We start from the raw sequence: 16,708 nt of genomic DNA, 5'->3' as shown, positions 1-16,708 counted from the left end.
GTTTTTATGAAAGCATCAGCAGGTAGTTTAAGGGCGTTAGATTGGTTAAATGTATTTATGGCAGACGTTAAGGATGGAGTCGGCGTTTATCTTTCTGTTTACCTTCTGACTGTGAAAGATTGGAAACCTGATGAGATAGGCCTGGTTATAGCGATACCTGGAATTGTTGGTATACTGGTGCAACCGCCTGCAGGAGCGTTGATAGATAGAACAAAATATAAGCGTGCTCTACTGATGTCCGCTTCTATCGTAATTGCGCTTTGCTGCCTTGTTGTTATTCTTACAGGAAGTTTCTGGCCGATTTTTATGTCTCAAGCTATGGTTGGATTTGTCCAAAGCGTTTATTCACCTTGCGTAGCTGCTATCACCCTCGGTATGGTAGGGCACGTGTTGTTGTCTAAACGGATAGGAAGAAATGAAAGTTTTAATCACCTTGGCAATATGATAGCAGCTATTATAGCCGGATTAATAGGAAGGTTTGTTTCTTATGAAGGTATATTTTACTTCTCCATTTTTCAGTGTATCGCGCTTGTTGCTGCAGTACTATTTCTTAAAGAAAAAGATATCGACCATGAGCTGGCAAGGGCAGCCGAACCTTCGGTAGCGGCTGCAGGAGGTGCTGGTATCAAAGCTCTATTTCAAAACCGTATCATCTTGTTATTTATAATTGCTATGGGACTGTTCCATTTGGCCAACGCTGCTATGCTACCCCTTGTTGGACAAAAGATGGGATTAGTGGATAAGCAGAATTCTTCGCTTTACTTATCCGGAGCTATTATCATGGCTCAGGGCGTTATGGCTTTTGTTGCTCCTTACAGCGGCAGCAAGGCCGAGGCTGGAAGAAAAAAGCTAATGCTAGTCGCCTTTTTGTTGTTGCCTGTTCGTGCTTTACTTTTTGCATTTATCGAGCAACCCATAGCATTAACGGGTATTCAATTGTTAGATGGGATTGGTGCAGGCATCTTTGGTGTTGTAAGTATATTGATGATAGCAGATCTAAGTAAAGGCACAGGTAGGTTTAACCTGCTGCAAGGTGTTGTGTATTCGTCTATCGGATTGGCGGCGGCGCTAAGTAATATTCTTGCTGGCTTTGTTGTGCGGCATTTCGGCTATACTATAGGTTTCATTTCTCTGGCTGCAATAGCTGTAGGTAGTATGTTATTTTTTATGTTTTTCGTGCCGGAAACAAAAGAAATAAACACTGCAAGAAGTGAACCGTCACCACCATTAAATATTGCACCAGCTGTATAATTAGTATTCGGAAATAGAACCGTTAAATCAATGCATGCTGTCGCTTTTTCAAGATAATGAGAGAGAGAATATTTGCCTGTTTAAAAGCTTCATCATTTCACCCGTTTATCAATCGTGGAAGCAGTACTACCGAATTTTATTCTACAACGTGTATTGTTTAGTTAGCTCTCGGAGCGTTACAAAGAGCAGCGATGCGCTGTTTTCTCTCGGCTTAACCTAAATGCTTTTGGTGAACAGCAGGTTGTTTTATGAATTTCATTAACCCTTATTTGAACTCCTACAATCTCCCGCCTGGTCGCTCTTTTAAAAAAGTTAGCAGTTGGCGTGAATAGGCAGCTAACGATTGTATATGTGGTATGTGTCCCACACCGGCAAGTTCTGCCAGTACTGACTTTCTTATCAGGCTTTTGATTTTTTTACCTAACGTGGGATAATGCCCGTATTGCTTCTTCTGTTCATCGGTTAGCAGGTTTTTGCCTACCACGGTTCTGTCTTCTTGTCCGATGATTAAAAGGGTAGGCGCTTTAATTTTATCGAAGTAGTAAACTACAGGCTGCTCGTAAATTATTTGATAAGTAAGCGCATTAACAAGGGCATTGGTGTCTTTGTTGCCGGTTATAGAAGCGTCTAACTGCGCCTGCACGTATTGCTCATACTCGGGCTTCCAGACGGGGTAATATGACTGCTGGTACTTCTTTAAAGATTCGTACGTTGCCTGCCTTTCGTTTGCATACAACTTATCGGTTGATTGGTAGGGAACAAAGAGACTGTAATCTTCCAAACCAATTGGATTTTCGAGCACAAGCCTTGAAACGGTATTGGGGTACATAATAGCAAAGCGTGTTGCCAGCATTCCTCCCATGGAGTGGGCAACCAGGTTAACCTTCGTTATCTCTAAAGTATCGAGGAGCTGCTTTGTATTATTAGCTAACAAAGGAAAACTGTAATGAATAAGAGGTTTGTCTGATCTTCCCCAACCGATTTGGTCTGGTACTATAACGCGATACCCCTCCTTACTAAGCGCTGCGATAACGTCTTTCCAGTAGTAACCATTAAAATTTTTTCCATGTAGAAGCAGGGCAGTTTCGCCGTTTGGATTAGATGGAGACACGTCCATGTAAGCCATCTTGTGATTGCTACCTTCAATCTGAATATTGAGATAGTGAACCGGGTATGGATATGGAAGTTTTTGAGCGAATGAATGGAACGCAGTTGCAAAAACAATTAAAAAGAGCAGATATTTCTTCATACTATTCTTCTGTAGAGCGTAATGATAAATGGATAAATCGTTTAACCTGTTGCATTGTAAACCACAAGTATAAGTGAGTGACACAACGATGATGCCATGAAAAAACAAAGTTCGTTCAACAATATTGTTACCTGATTTCGTCGGTTCCTTTATACCATAATCCACGACGGAGCATAATTACCGCGTGCCCCCGGCAGCGCAGTGAAACTTGAAAGGGGTAGTTTTATGCACCCTGAACCACTATCATTTTTGTAGTAGAGGCTCTCTGCCTGATGACTTTTGCCTGTGTGTACATTTCTGAATTCCACCATTCTTTAGCCCGTACAACCGTTGGAAATTCCAACATCACTAAACGTTCCGGCTGCCAGTCTCCTTCTAATGTTTCGGCCTGTCCGCCGCGAACAACAAACTTTCCATCGTAAGCTGCTACCGCCGCCGGAGTTAGTTTTTTGTAATCTTCGTATGCCTCTGGGTCATGTATTGAAACCTCAACTATAACGTATGCTGCCATTGTAAATATTTTGCCAAATTTCTTCAATTGTAGCGAATCTTATTCTTAATATGCAAAGCACTTGAAACGCTTATCGCCACAGGGTTTCTTTTGTCTATAGTGTATTACCTACCTGGTAACTGCAAACCGAATAACAAATTCAAATGAAGCCCGAACCACCGCTGGCTTCCGGTGCCGTTGGCAATCAGGAAACGGCGGTAATCAGCGTAAGCTCCTTTTGCGCTAGCCTCCACCAACAACGACCTGGCAAAATTATATAGAAGACCTCCTTCGAGCGCTGCTACGTATCCTGAAATTTTATACGAGTCGTCTTTGTGCTTTCCCATGATAGTGGAATTGGTCTTTGGAATTACAGGACCTGCACCTGCTTTTAAAACAAGACTCAATGCTTTTTTTTGATTTTCGGGTGGAATAAGTTGTATGCGCTTTACCCATTTTAGCAAAGCATAATTAGCGCCGTCCGTGTGCTCGAAGCGGATAAAACCTGGAGTAATTAATGTATCTAAATTATATTGTTCTCCATCTATAGTTCCGTTCAGCCGCACGCGCTGAAACTGTTGCATGATATACTTTATGTGATCAAAATTGAATTCGATGCCCCAGTTTTTCCTGTTGTTGTAATATCCAACCTGGTAGCTGTATTGAGGGGCGCCGCCACTATTAAACTTCAGGCCCTGATCGTCTTTTGCCCGCACATTGCGGATTGTGAAATTATACGCGGGAGACGCGGAGCTTTTAAAAGTGATGTCGCTTTTAGAATAAAAGGATAAGTTGGTACCAAAGGCAAAATAAATAGAAATGGCTTTGTCTTTTATAAGCCTGGTTGATTGTGTGCTGGCAGCAGAAAAGTGAAATAACAGAAGTGCCGAAACTATTGTCTTCTTAAATTCTTGCATATACTGATTAAGAATGTATTATTATAAAAAAATTGCAAGCGTGATGCCAGTTTCACGAGATGAGAGGAACTTTAAGGAAGATCTATTTACTGCTTGCGCTCCGTTTATCACTCGCTGTAAAAAGAGTTAGCGGAGAATATTTTACATTGCGTCGTATTCAATACTTTCTAAACGATAGTATTGAACCTAATCCTTTAATTAACCGGGTAACTGCTTATGGTCAGGGTTTGCTTATTTATTTTTTTTGTTGTTATCTCTTTCGCAGTACAAGGTCAGACTTGTACGAATCCAGGTCAAAACCCAACTACGGCTTTTCCTGTTTGTGGTACCAGCAAATTTGTACAGAACACAGTTCCCTCGTGTGGCGGAAGAAGCATGCCTTCGGTTGCGTGTAGGGCTATGGGGCTAACAGATATAAACCCGTTCTGGTACAAATTCACTTGTTTTAAAGCCGGTACGCTTGGTTTCGAAATAACCCCTAACAACTTAAACGACGACTACGATTGGGAGATTTATGATGTAACCGGTAGAAATGCAAACGATGTTTATACAGATGGCAATATTGTTGTTTCTTCAAACTGGAGCGGTGAAACAGGTAAAACAGGAGCATCAGCGGCAGGTACACAAGGGTTGGTTTGTGGCGGAAGAGGAAGACCCCTTTATAGTTCGATGCCTTCTTTAATTGCAGGTCATAATTACCTGATGTTGGTAAGTCATTTTACCCGCACACAAAGTGGTTATAGTTTAAGTTTTAATGGCGGTACGGGTGTAATCACAGATACTGCGCAACCAAGGTTAAAAGCAGTTCAGGCAAGTTGTGGAGGTGATGTTTTACGATTAGTTGTTAATAAGAAAATTAAATGCAGCAGTATTTCAGCTGATGGTTCAGACTTTAGTATTGCAAATACAGCAGCAACGATTTCGAGTGCTGCAAGCACTAACTGCGCCGGCCAGTTTGATACAGATACTATAGAGCTTAAATTATCTCAATTTCTTGCGCCTGGAAATTACACGTTACGTATTGGAAAAGGAGCAGACGCTAATACGCTGTTGGATTATTGCGATAACAGTGTTCCTGAAACGGATGAAATAAACTTTACTATTCAACCTAAAGCGCCAACACCCATCGACAGCATTGCACCAATACAGTGTCGCTCTTCAAAAGTTAGTATCATTTTATCGAGACCTGTTCTCTGCTCCAGCATTGCAACCGATGGAAGTGACTTTTCTATAAGTGGCAGTTATCCTGTTACAATAACTAATGTTACAAAGAGCTGCTCGCTGACTAACGAAATTGTATTGACCCTTTCTGCACCACTTGAACGTGCCGGTACCTTTTCACTTAATCTTATTAAAGGGTCAGATGGAAATACAATATTGAACCAATGCGGTGAAGAAACTCTTGCTGGCCCAACCTTAACCTTCTCTGTAAAAGATACTGTAAATGCTGATTTTACTTATAATGTGAAGTATGGTTGTAATGTAGACCAGGTGCAGTACAGGCATAGTGGTGCCAATGGTGTAAATAGGTGGAATTGGCAACTTGATGAAAATAATGCTAGTTCAGAGCAAAATCCTTTAGCCTCTTACCAGGCTTTTACCAATAAGACAGTTACACTGGCTGTATCTAATGGTTTTTGTACAGATACCAGTAGTAACATAATCGAATTAAATAATTTTCTTAAGGCCGACTTTAGTGTTTTAGAAGATAATTGCCCAAATGAGCCTCTCGAGTTTAGGAGTACTGCTGTTGGTAAAATTGTAAATCATTCCTGGTCTTTTGGCGATGGCGGTATCGCTAAAAGTGCAACTCCAACCCATACTTATGCAGCACCTAATCGTCAAACTCCTTATACAGTTCGATACACTGTTATAGATAGTTTTGGTTGTCAAAGCAACGCGTCAAAAACTGTAACTATTTACGCAGGTTGTTTCCTTGCAGTACCCAACGCTTTTACGCCTAACGGTGATGGTCTCAATGATTTGTTTCATCCCTTAAATGCTGTAAAAGCAGAACAACTCGAATTTAAAGTCTTTAACCGATGGGGACAATTACTCTATAAGACCAGCGACTGGAGACAAGGATGGAACGGAACCTGGAACGGTAATAAGCAGGCAACAGGAACGTATATCTGGACGCTGAAATACGTGAACAGGGAAACAAAGGAAACGGTTAATTTAAAAGGGACTACTGTATTGATAAGATAGCAACCGCAAACACCATAAACATTTCTATTTTTTCTTAAGCCTATTAAAATTGTTTGAAGCGTCAATATAAAAGGTCAGATAATAAAGCCCATTGCTTTTTTATTGTCGGCTTATCCGCTTCACCAGTTGATTAATTGTTGAAACCTTACTTGAACCCCAGTTCTGAACTTTCCGCATCTAAATACTGTTTCTTTTATTTGCACCTTTTAACTAAATGCTGCCAATGGCCAGTCATAAAAGAAATGTAGTAATAGTAAATACAATTACACTGGTAATTATGCTGTTTGCAAATTTTGTAGCGGGCTCAGGAGTTTTTATAAATAAAACAGTGGGAGAGGTTAGTAACAAATACGATACTTTATTTGCACCTGCAGGTTACGCTTTTAGCATTTGGTCTTTTATATTTCTGCTTACAATAGGCTTTGTAGTTTATCAGTGGAAATTGCTGCGAGGTGACGATACAGAAGAATACATTGACCGGACAGGTTATTGGTTTGCGATTAGTAATATTGCCAACACCTTGTGGTTGTATTGCTGGATGAATGAGATGTTAGGACTATCGGTAATTATTATTCTATTGCTGCTGCTATCTCTTTGCGTTTTGGCGATACGTCTTCGTCTTGAACTAGACAAAAAGCCTGTTCAAATCATACTTTTTGTTTGGTGGCCGATTGTGGTTTACCTGGGGTGGATTATGGTAGCAACAATAGCTTGTATTGCAGCATGGTTGGTGTCGAAAGGATGGCAGGGTGGCGGAATTGGAGAAGACACGTGGACTATAATCATGATTGCAATTGCAACTGCTTTATATCTCTATCTTATAAAGAGCAGAAATTTAAGAGAAGCTGCAGGAGTAGGTATTTGGGCTTTTATAGCAGTGGCCATAAAACAAGGGCAACAACATTATAATATTTCTCTGGCTGCAATCATTGCTTCTATAATTTTACTGATCGCGATAGTTATTCATGCTTACAAAAATTGGCGGGATAATGATTTTGGAGACTTAGGTAAATCTAAATAGGAGGTTGTTGGCAGTCCGAATATTTGCGCAGCCATTTCTATCGAGAGAAAAGTGTCCATTTTTAAAACCTCAATCACTTAGGAATTCTCCGGTTTTTAAGTACGTTCCAATGAATGCCCCAGGAAATTACTTTTGAGGTTTAAATCATAATTTCACTCCTTTCGCAAACTGCACATGAAGAAAAACATTCAAGAGAAGGTGGTTACCCAGAAAGGAGCTTCATCGAAACGAACGATATTTATCATCATAAGTGTATTGATTTTTTCTCTTGCGGTATATTTTTTTGCTGATAAGAAACAGGATAATCCTTCAGACGAAATCTCTTCTAATTCCTTTGCACAAGGAAAGGCGTTGACAGAAAAACATTGTCAATCATGCCATGTACTCCCGGATCCCGGGTTGCTTGATAAGGACAACTGGAAAAAATTATTGCCCGAAATGGGAGTAAGCCTGGGCATACAATCTCGGGAAGTGAAAATACCGGAAGACGATCGAAGCTTTTATCCAGCACATCCGGCGATGGCCGAAGATGAATGGCAAAGCATACTCGCCTATTATAATGCGGCAGCACCTGCTTCTCTTCCGCCACAAGACAAGGCGGGTGTTACGCAACAGGTTTCGTCTTTCTTTGCCCCGCTGTTACCCCCGGAAACAATGTTCAAAACTAATACAAGGGTTACTTGCGTAAGAATAGACAATTCCGTACGGCCCGCCCGGTTGTTTGTTTACGATGCCGTTTCGCACCAGTTATTTCTTTTTAGTAAACGTGGTTTGCTCGATTCGATTTATACTGAAGATGCCATTGTTGACATTCGTTTTTATAATAATGAAATATTTGCCACTAGTATTGGTAAGGCGCTAGTCATCGGAACAAGCACTAATAAACATGGGAAGGTGTTTCCAATAGCTGTAAACAAAGACGGAAAGCTGCAAATAAAGCCGGCATTATTTGAAGGACTTTCAAGACCGGTACAAGTGGTGCCAACGGATATAAATGGAGATGGACGAACTGATTTTTTACTATGTGAGTTTGGTGGATTACGCGGAAGTTTATGTTGGATGGAAAATAAGGCTAGCGGCAAGTACGAGCAACATGTTATTCGTAATGTAGCAGGCAGTGTAAACGTGTATGTGAAACAAAACAAGCAAACCAATCAAAAAGATTTATGGGCCCTTTTTGCACAGGGCGAAGAAGGGATCTTTTATTTCAAGAATAAAGGAAATGGAACATTCGATGCAAAGCAAGTGCTTCGTTTTCCACCTACATACGGCTCCACTTCATTTGAAATGGCGGACATAAATAAAGATGGGTTTGAAGATATTGTTTATACCTGTGGAGATAATGGCGACATCACTGGTATTCTAAAACCTTACCACGGGGTCTACGTTTTTACCAATGATGGTAAAGATAATTTTCAACAGAAATTCTTTTATCCCATGCATGGCTGTTACAGCGTAATTGCAAAGGATTTTAAGAATACAGGAAATATAGATTTGGCAGCGATAGCTTATTTTACAGATCCTCAAAAGCCTGAACCTTTCGTGTATTTAAAGAATGATGGTAACCTTCATTTTACTCCATATGGGCCTCCTAAAGAAATCAATTTTGAAAGTGTGTTAACGATGGACGCCGGCGATTTTAATGGTGATGGAAAACAAGATTTAATTATTGGAAACTCGTTGGTCGACCCGAGCAATGGGGTAAAAAGTTCTCCATTTGCAATTATGGCTGGATTGTAACAGATTAATGAACAAGATTTTTTTAAAGAGAAGTTTGGCCTCTTATAATGTAAGTTCTTTGAATTTCCTGGTAAGGTCTGTCAGAGATTTTTCAACGCCCATGCGCTCCAGCGATGAAGCTCCCACAAATCCATGCACTTTCGTATTGTCGAGTATGATGCGCACATCTTCAGGGGTATTTATGGGGCCGCCATGTGCGAGGAAAAAAATATCAGGGTTTACCTTCTTCCCTTCTTCCATAATTTCTTTGGTTATAGAGATTGCGTTCTCCATTGTGCAGGTAGCTTCCACCACCCCAACTGAGCCGCCTACAGTAGTTCCAACATGCGATATGATAGCATCTGCACCGGCTTCCGCCATCATCCTTGCTTCTTCAGGTGTAGCAACATACACTATAGAGAACAGATCCATTTGTGTTGCCAGTTTTACCATCTCAACTTCTTTAATAAAACCCATACCTGTTTCTTCCAACACACGTCTGAAGTGACCATCGACTATGCAATGTGTAGGAAAATTATTGACACCAGAAAAGCCCATTTCCTTCACCTTCAGCAAATGATGCCACATTCTTCTGCGGGGGTCAGAACCATGTACACCGCAGATTACCGGAATTTCTTCTACCACCGGCAATACCTCAAATTCTCCGATGTTGAGCGCTTCAGCATTGGCGTCACCATATGCCATTAACCCAGCAGACGAACCATGCCCCGCCATTCTAAAACGTCCGGAATTATATATAATTATTAAATCGGCCCCGCCTTTCTCGATGAATTTAGCACTGATACCTGTTCCTGCACCTGCAGCTATAATTGCCTTGTTCTGGGACAAAGTCGATTGTAACCGGTCTCTCACTTCCTGCTTGGTATATGGGTTCCCTTTTCCAGTCCATTTGTTAGGCATAAAGATTTCTATTTTAAAGATTTGTTGTATTGTGATTGTTTCCTTTCTACCAGGTCGAGCAATGTACTCACTAGTATGGTGGCAAATTTTGGATCATTTATATGTGCATCTACTTCAATTACTGGTATCGTGTCTTTGCTATTCGCCTTTATTGTATCAAAAAGCGCCCGGTCAACTTCAGGCCGGTAAAATACTCCACCCTCAGCATCTATCTGTGATATTCCTTTTGTCGGAAGCAGAATTATGACTGGTGCAGTCGATTTGCTTATTTTTTGCACAAGTCTTTCTCCCAGTATTTTATTCTCTTCTTTGTTGGTCCGCATTAATGTTACCTCGGGAGACCAACTATATAAGTCGCGTGATTTGTAATGGGAGGGCACAGTTTCTAATCTTCCAAAATTAACCATGTCCAAACATCCTGGCACAACTACCTGCAAGATACCTGCCTCAGCCGCTGCAGTTAAACGATGAGGACCTGCACTGCAAATACCTCGGCATAGTTCATCTGCTAATTCAGTAGTGGTAATGTCTAAAACAGCATCAAAATATCCTTCCCTGATTAGCGTCTCCATTGTTCGACCTCCTATACCATTTGCATGGAAAGGGAAGACTTCATAACCTTCTCGTTTCAATAAATTCATACACTTGTCTACGCAAGCCGATGTATTGCCGAACATGGTGATTGCAATACGTCCCTTTGCAATGGTATCCTCTTTGTCAGTCACATTTGAAATGCAGCAAATGGCTGCTGCTGCCTGCTTTATTAGTAGCCTGCTTATACTGTTGAGGCCTGCCATGTCTACTATAGACGGGAAGAGTATTATATCACGACTTCCTATTAGCCCCGATAAGTCTTTACCCGTCATTGTTGACAAGCAAATCTTAGGAACCCCTAGTGGAATCTCCTGCATTGCAGTAAGGGCAATATAAGTTCCACCGCCTCCCCCCATCCCAATAGCCGCTTTGATTTTATCATCTTGCATTAATCCGCCGACGATTTTTGCCGCTCCATTACCCATCACAGCCACTGCATTTCCCCGATCCCGGTCTCTTCTTAAATCCGTTAATGAGAACCCCGCTTCCCGTGCCACAACTTCTGCATCGAAATCAATTTTAAAACTTGCCTGTGTTTCCATGACGCCCGTGTTTATAGTAATAACACTTTCACCCCCTGCTGTAATACAATTAAACAGGAAAGAATACTCTTCGCCCTTCGTATCGAAACAGCCAATGATTAGTATACTTTTATCTGCTGGCACTGTCTTGATTGAAAATGAATATGGAAGAAAGTTGCGAGGTAAGATATATCGGCAGTTGCAAGGGAGTCTTGATCATTTAAATCAAAATTATCAGGAAGTAGTTAAAGTAAGGTTCAAAAATATCAAAGTTTTTTCAGATAAAAACTGGCTAATCTTTTTGTACAACACAAACCAAAGGCAAGCATCGCTGACTGCAAATTATCACCAAATTCCTGCTTTAATGCATCCTGTAATTTTTGACGGGTAAGCTCACGTAACAATGAATTTTTTTTCTGCAAGACAGCACTGAGAGGTGTGCCGTTAATAAATTCGTTCAAATAATTATCAAGGCTGGCATAAGTTACTACATGCTTTACCGGTTCAATCGAAACCGCTTTGAATCCTGCATCGCCTAATAAGGGTTTGATAGCATCGGTAATATGGAAAGAGTAGGGCCTTTGGTAAGGAAGCCAGGTGCATCGTCCTTAAAACAATCTTCCATCACATCTTTTATAATGCCTGATCTTCTACTGTCATTTAATGGTCCCCATGTATTGAAAACAAACTTGCCCTCTTTACTTATTACCCTGTATGCTTCTTAAAAAGCTTTTAGCTTGTCAGAAAAAAACATTACTCCAAACTGGCAAATTACGTGATCGAAAAAGCCATTATCAAACGGCAGTTCTTGTGCATCTATCACTTGCCAATCTACGCAGGCTTGATCACCTTTTTTTGCCACCGCCAACATATCACCATTAATGTCTGTCGCTACTATCTTTCCATCTTTTTCTAATATTTCAGTAAAGCGACTCGTAATCCGCCCTGCGCCACAGGCTAATTCCAGAACCTTCACACACCGATCATTTTTCAGTCTTTCCTTTAAGTCCAACGCATACGGCTTAATAAATAAGGTCCCAAAAATCGGTCGTAGTTAGCAGGTAAGCTACCGGAGAAAATATCAGCGTTGGACATTTTATTTTACAGTTTTCTTTAACATACAACCTTCCATGTGCTATAGCAATACGTGGCGTATTAATTAAGTCAGGCTGGTAATAAGAGTTCAAGCTGAGGGGGCTCCGAAACATTCTGCGAGTTCAGTTCTGATTGTCGAAGCTTCTTGTATTTCTAATCCTTTTCTACTGTTCTTTATAACTTTGCCGATTATGATAAAGGAAACGAACCGCAGCATAACAACTGAAACGATTGGAGTATCAAAAGAAGTGGCTGAGAAAACCGTGTTCCCTATACTTTTAACCATAAGCTTTTCACACCTGTTAAATGATACATTGCAGTCGTTGATCCCATCCATCTATCCAATGGTGAAGGATACTTATGCACTCAGTTTTTCACAGGTTGGTTTAATAACACTGACTTTTCAACTTGCTGCGTCACTGTTGCAGCCGGTTGTCGGATTTTATACCGATAAAAAGCCGCAACCTTTCTCATTAGCGATCGGCATGGCTCTTACATTAACAGGCTTAATTGTATTAGCTGTAAATCATAGTTACCAAATTTTGCTTGTTTCTGTTGCTCTTATAGGGTTAGGTTCTTCCGTATTTCACCCTGAAGCAAGTAAGGTGGCATATATGGCAAGTGGCGGTAGGAGAGGCCTTGCCCAGTCCATCTTCCAGGTAGGAGGTAATGCGGGCAGTGCCCTGGGGCCATTGCTAGCTGCTGCCATTATTATTCCCTATGGCCAGACTTCTATTCTTTGGTTTTCGCTGCTAGCCTTACTTGCCATCACTTTATTGATTGTTGTCGGCAAATGGTATAGCCGCAATATGCATCGTATAATAAGCAAATCGGGAGTGAGTGCCAAGGCCGGTCCTGTCTTGTCTAGAGGAAGAGTGACTGGGGCGGTCGTTATTTTGCTTGTCTTGATATTTTCAAAATACTTTTACCTGGCTTGCATATCCAGTTATTATACTTTCTACCTAATAGACAAGTTTCAGGTATCCGTTCAAAACTCACAGGTGTACCTTTTTGTATTTTTATTTGCGGTGGCAGCAGGTACATTATTAGGTGGGCCACTTGGAGACAGATTTGGTCGAAAATACATTATCTGGTTTTCTATTCTGGGGGCTGCTCCTTTTACTTTATTGCTTCCGTACGTTTCATTATTTTGGACCTGTGTTTTAACCGTATTCATAGGATTTATTCTTGCCTCAGCATTTTCAGCCATCTTAGTGTATGCTCAGGAACTAATACCAGGAAAAGTGGGCACAGTTGCCGGACTGTTCTTTGGTTTTGCGTTTGGAATGGGTGGCCTAGGCTCGGCGCTGTTAGGTATCCTTGCTGACCACACCAGCATTCAAAATGTATTTAGGGTATGTGCCTTCTTACCGCTAATTGGCCTGCTGACCGGTTTTTTACCTAACATTGGCGGAAGCAAGAAGTAAAAGAACTTTGCCTGTAGATATTCAAGAAAAAAGACCTTGATTGTAACGGTCTTTTTTTATTTAGAATTTATTGCACGCCCTTTCGTTCTACCCGGTTGTTTATAATCGGGACTGTTTTTATATAAGCAAAAACAGCTTTAGCTTCTTTGTCTGTAAGATTACTATAAGGTGTCATAGGGTATCTTAAAGCAGGTTGGTTTCCCGGCACCGTACCATACTTTATAGCCTTTACAAATTCTTCTTCCGTCCAGTTGCCTATTCCCGAGTGTTTGTCCATTGTAATGTTTAGTGTTGAAATGGGTTTTCCTTCCATGTCGAACATCTTGTTTCCTCCACCAAAAAACCCTGCTGATTTGGAGGGAACCAGGTAATCATTTTTTGCAAAGTCTTTTGAATGACAGGCATAACACTCCAATTGGTAAAGCGCGATATACTCCCCGTGTTTAACCTGGTTAGTGGTATCTGGTTGAGGAATATATTGTTGAGGATAGTCGAAGGGTTTAAATGCCCCAATGTTCGTGAGAAGTTTTGTAAGGAAGGATGGGTCACATTCAGGCTGTTTTGTCGGCTCCGCTTTTACCCACTCATTGTCACTTCTTAAAAATGCAACAATAGAATTCATGTCTTCGTCAGAGATATGAACAAGCTTAGGCATATAGGGTGGCACATACTGACCATTCGGCTTTGTGCCTGTTCTTAAGAACGATACTAACTCGCCATCGGTCCATTTTCCAATACCTGCTTCAGCGTGGCTCGTAATATTCTTTGAGAAAATTTTTCCAAATTGAGTTACCTCAGTTAGTTCTCTTCCTGTAAATCTCCCCGTTTGATCGTTATAATGACAACTGCGACAAAGCATTGAGGCTAGCTTTACGCCATTTTCTACCCGGGCTTGAGTATAGTCAATTTTTACGTCTACTTTTTTAGCCTCGTATTTTGGTATTCCTCTGAAGGATACTACAGCGGCTGCTATTGCAACTAAAACAATTAATCCTGCTATCACAAGCAAGGTGGCTTTAATACTTTTGTTCATAACAGTTTTTTGGGTTTCGGGTTGCTTTAAATTTAATGTAATATTTTGAAGATTACTAGGAGATGCCTTCTTTTCTTCTAACGCCAGCCGAAGATGTAATACGAATTACGGGGCAAAAAAAGCTCAATAGTAGCAACGCGGATAAACGGATTGCGACGCAACGATGTTTAAGAGCGATAAATAGTTGGTATTAAAATATATCTATAAAGGCTTTAAAATTGCTTCGCAGGCAATTAATTTAACGTGCTTTTCGGGCGCTTGTTGTGCCTGTTCTTTGCATCCTGTTGTATCTTTGCATACACATTTTAATTATAGAAAAGAGCAAAAATTAATACCATGAGAAAGTTATTATTACTAGGAATGTTAGCTGTTTATTGCCATGTTTCAAATGCTCAAAGTGCTTCTGATAAGGTTACATCCGTCGCAGACACTACACCGGTTTTAAACAATATTGCTTCTTCTGACACAAGGCTTAATAAACTTGAGAAAGATATGGAGTCTCTAAAAAAAGAGAATGAAATTTTAAAAAAGCAAATGAAACAGGTGTCACCTGCATCTCCTAATACTAAACGAAAGCTTACAGTTTCCAGGGTAGGCAGCAAACAGGTTATTGTAGAATAGCTTTTGTTTGTTTGATAAAATTAGTGCAGCCCCCGAGGCTGCTTTTTTTTTGTCTGACACGGCCTTTGCAAGTAGATTAATCTTTATAATTTTTTGCATTTTTGCTGCAAAAGCAGGCGCTGATGGCCTGTTGTTGTTGATTTTTTTCACCTCTTTTCGCGCTACCATTAAAGCCCCATCCCCTCTCAATCCCTATTTTGTTATTGGTAGCTGAATGGCGTCTTATTTGTGTCACATATTAAAAAATAGTTTACTTTAAATTTTGATGACATGGAATATGTAGCAGTAAGAATATGGGTGGTTGCGATGATTTGTATGCTGGCAGTAGGATGTAAAAAAGACAATGCCGGCAGCCCTGTAGCAGCAGGTGACATACCTACCCACCCGCTCAATAGTGTGCAGGACCTGGATGTGTTGTTGCAACAGGTAGGCAACGCACGCATCGTTCTTTTGGGAGAAGCTTCGCACGGAACAGCGGAGTATTACAATTGGCGTGCTGAGCTTTCGAAAAGGCTGATGCAGGAAAAAGGGTTTGATGCAATCGGAGTAGAAGGTGAGTGGGCCGACTCATACAGGGTTAACAATTTTATAAAAGGTGCCAGGCAGGATAGCACGGCGGCAGTGAACGTGCTAAAGCAATACAACAGGTGGCCCACCTGGATGTGGGGTAATTATGAGGTTGCCTCGCTGGTAACATGGATGAATGGATTTAACCAAACAAAACCTGCTAATGAAAAGGTTGGCTTTTATGGTCTGGATGTATATTGTTTGTGGGAATCGTCCCAGGAATTGATGCCTTATTTACCACCATCAGACGCGGGAATAATACAGGCGTCGCAACAGGTGCGGCAATGTTTTTCTCCATTTAGCGCCGATGCCCAGCAGTACGGTTATGCTGTAGCGAATGCATCTGCTAACTGCCGTTCTCAAGCTACCAATCTTTGGAACTTAATTCTTGCAAAAACAGGTAATGCAACTGCTACCAGCGAACCACAGTTTGTAATGCAGCAAAATGCATTAGTAGTAAAAAATGCTGAGAACTACTATAGAACATCGGTAACGAGTTATGAAGAGTCTTGGAATATAAGAGACAGGCATATGACAGAAACGATTAGTCGTTTACTCCAGTTCATGGGGCCCGACTCAAAGTTGATTGTTTGGGAGCATAATACGCACATTGGTGATGCACGTTATACTGATATGGCTGCCCAGGGAACGGTAAACGTAGGCCAACTGGTGAGGGAACAGTTTGGCGGGCAGAATGTATTTGCAGTAGGCTTTGGATCGTACCAGGGGTCTGTTATTGCATCAAATACCTGGGGTGGCTCTATGCTAACAATCCCTGTTCCGGCAGCGCCTGCTGACAGTTGGGAAGGTTATTTACACAGTATTAGTCCGGCAAACAAAATCATTTTATCCAGCGAGATAAAAAACAATGCGTCATTGCAAAATTCAGTTGGTCACCGGGCAATAGGTGTGGTTTATAATCCCAATAACGAACGGGGTAATTATGTACCTTCTATCATTCCGAAAAGGTATGATGCCTTTGTTTTTATAGATCAGACTTCAGCATTACATCCCATACCAATTCAGCCTGCCAACGAGCCGCCGGATACTTACCCTTCCGGATTTTAATTTTTG

At 41.0% G+C, this 16,708-nt stretch carries 14 protein-coding genes; 7 read left to right on the top strand and 7 right to left on the bottom strand.

What is annotated here, in order from left to right:
- Nucleotides 1-6 precede the first annotated feature (6 nt).
- Entirely contained in the window at nucleotides 7-1,251 is a 1,245-nt protein-coding gene (locus JWR87_RS16135) for an MFS transporter (protein WP_297822008.1), read from the top strand.
- Nucleotides 1,252-1,528: 277 nt separating this feature from the next.
- On the opposite strand, the gene JWR87_RS16130 is transcribed toward JWR87_RS16135, so the two are convergent.
- The 3 genes from JWR87_RS16130 to JWR87_RS16120 form a co-directional block, all read right to left on the bottom strand.
- Nucleotides 1,529-2,500, bottom strand: coding sequence for an alpha/beta hydrolase (locus JWR87_RS16130; RefSeq protein WP_297822006.1), 972 nt, complete (start codon nucleotides 2,498-2,500; stop codon nucleotides 1,529-1,531).
- A 223-nt stretch (nucleotides 2,501-2,723) separates the two neighbouring features.
- Nucleotides 2,724-3,011, bottom strand: coding sequence for a DUF1330 domain-containing protein (locus JWR87_RS16125; RefSeq protein WP_297822004.1), 288 nt, complete (start codon nucleotides 3,009-3,011; stop codon nucleotides 2,724-2,726).
- Between the two features lie 104 nt (nucleotides 3,012-3,115).
- The gene (locus JWR87_RS16120; RefSeq protein ID WP_297822002.1) at nucleotides 3,116-3,907 is read right to left on the bottom strand and encodes a hypothetical protein; all 792 of its coding nucleotides are present in this window, start codon (nucleotides 3,905-3,907) and stop codon (nucleotides 3,116-3,118) included.
- Nucleotides 3,908-4,123: 216 nt separating this feature from the next.
- Between JWR87_RS16120 and JWR87_RS16115 the strand changes: the two genes are divergently transcribed.
- The 3 genes from JWR87_RS16115 to JWR87_RS16105 all read left to right on the top strand — a co-directional run bounded on the left by JWR87_RS16115 (nucleotide 4,124) and on the right by JWR87_RS16105 (nucleotide 8,876).
- Nucleotides 4,124-6,115 carry a gliding motility-associated C-terminal domain-containing protein gene (locus tag JWR87_RS16115; RefSeq protein WP_297822000.1) on the top strand — a complete coding sequence of 664 codons (1,992 nt, stop codon included), beginning with the start codon at nucleotides 4,124-4,126 and terminating at the stop codon, nucleotides 6,113-6,115.
- Nucleotides 6,116-6,338: 223 nt separating this feature from the next.
- Nucleotides 6,339-7,136, top strand: a complete 798-nt coding sequence (locus JWR87_RS16110; RefSeq protein ID WP_297821998.1) for a hypothetical protein — start codon at nucleotides 6,339-6,341, stop codon at nucleotides 7,134-7,136.
- 174 nt (nucleotides 7,137-7,310) lie between these two features.
- Nucleotides 7,311-8,876 carry an FG-GAP and VCBS repeat-containing protein gene (locus JWR87_RS16105; protein WP_297821995.1) on the top strand — a complete coding sequence of 522 codons (1,566 nt, stop codon included), beginning with the start codon at nucleotides 7,311-7,313 and terminating at the stop codon, nucleotides 8,874-8,876.
- 42 nt (nucleotides 8,877-8,918) lie between these two features.
- Here the strand turns inward: JWR87_RS16105 and JWR87_RS16100 are convergent, their stop codons facing one another.
- From JWR87_RS16100 to JWR87_RS16090, 3 genes are all read right to left on the bottom strand, one after another.
- On the bottom strand, nucleotides 8,919-9,776 hold the full coding sequence (locus tag JWR87_RS16100; RefSeq protein ID WP_297821993.1) for a phosphoenolpyruvate hydrolase family protein: 858 nt from the start codon (nucleotides 9,774-9,776) through the stop codon (nucleotides 8,919-8,921).
- 8 nt (nucleotides 9,777-9,784) lie between these two features.
- Nucleotides 9,785-11,035 (bottom strand): Tm-1-like ATP-binding domain-containing protein, encoded by a 1,251-nt coding sequence (locus JWR87_RS16095; RefSeq protein ID WP_297821992.1) that lies wholly within the window; start codon nucleotides 11,033-11,035, stop codon nucleotides 9,785-9,787.
- A gap of 577 nt (nucleotides 11,036-11,612) precedes the next feature.
- Nucleotides 11,613-11,903, bottom strand: coding sequence for a class I SAM-dependent methyltransferase (locus tag JWR87_RS16090; protein WP_297821990.1), 291 nt, complete (start codon nucleotides 11,901-11,903; stop codon nucleotides 11,613-11,615).
- Nucleotides 11,904-12,177: 274 nt separating this feature from the next.
- Here JWR87_RS16090 and JWR87_RS16085 point away from each other — a divergent pair, with 274 nt between their 5' ends.
- Nucleotides 12,178-13,413: an MFS transporter gene (locus tag JWR87_RS16085; RefSeq protein WP_297821988.1), complete on the top strand. Its 1,236-nt coding sequence runs from the start codon at nucleotides 12,178-12,180 to the stop codon at nucleotides 13,411-13,413.
- 67 nt (nucleotides 13,414-13,480) lie between these two features.
- Here JWR87_RS16085 and JWR87_RS16080 read toward each other — a convergent pair whose 3' ends face one another.
- Nucleotides 13,481-14,446: a c-type cytochrome gene (locus JWR87_RS16080; RefSeq protein ID WP_297821986.1), complete on the bottom strand. Its 966-nt coding sequence runs from the start codon at nucleotides 14,444-14,446 to the stop codon at nucleotides 13,481-13,483.
- A gap of 336 nt (nucleotides 14,447-14,782) precedes the next feature.
- Here JWR87_RS16080 and JWR87_RS16075 point away from each other — a divergent pair, with 336 nt between their 5' ends.
- Nucleotides 14,783-15,067 carry a hypothetical protein gene (locus JWR87_RS16075; RefSeq protein WP_297821984.1) on the top strand — a complete coding sequence of 95 codons (285 nt, stop codon included), beginning with the start codon at nucleotides 14,783-14,785 and terminating at the stop codon, nucleotides 15,065-15,067.
- Nucleotides 15,068-15,337: 270 nt separating this feature from the next.
- A complete protein-coding gene (locus JWR87_RS16070; RefSeq protein WP_297821982.1) occupies nucleotides 15,338-16,702 on the top strand; it encodes an erythromycin esterase family protein in 1,365 nt (454 codons plus the stop codon).
- Nucleotides 16,703-16,708 lie beyond the last annotated feature (6 nt).

Origin of the sequence: Segetibacter sp. (assembly GCF_025963695.1) — a bacterium.
Taxonomy (GTDB): Bacteria; Bacteroidota; Bacteroidia; order Chitinophagales; family Chitinophagaceae; genus Segetibacter.
This window is presented reverse-complemented; position numbering and strand designations above follow the sequence as displayed.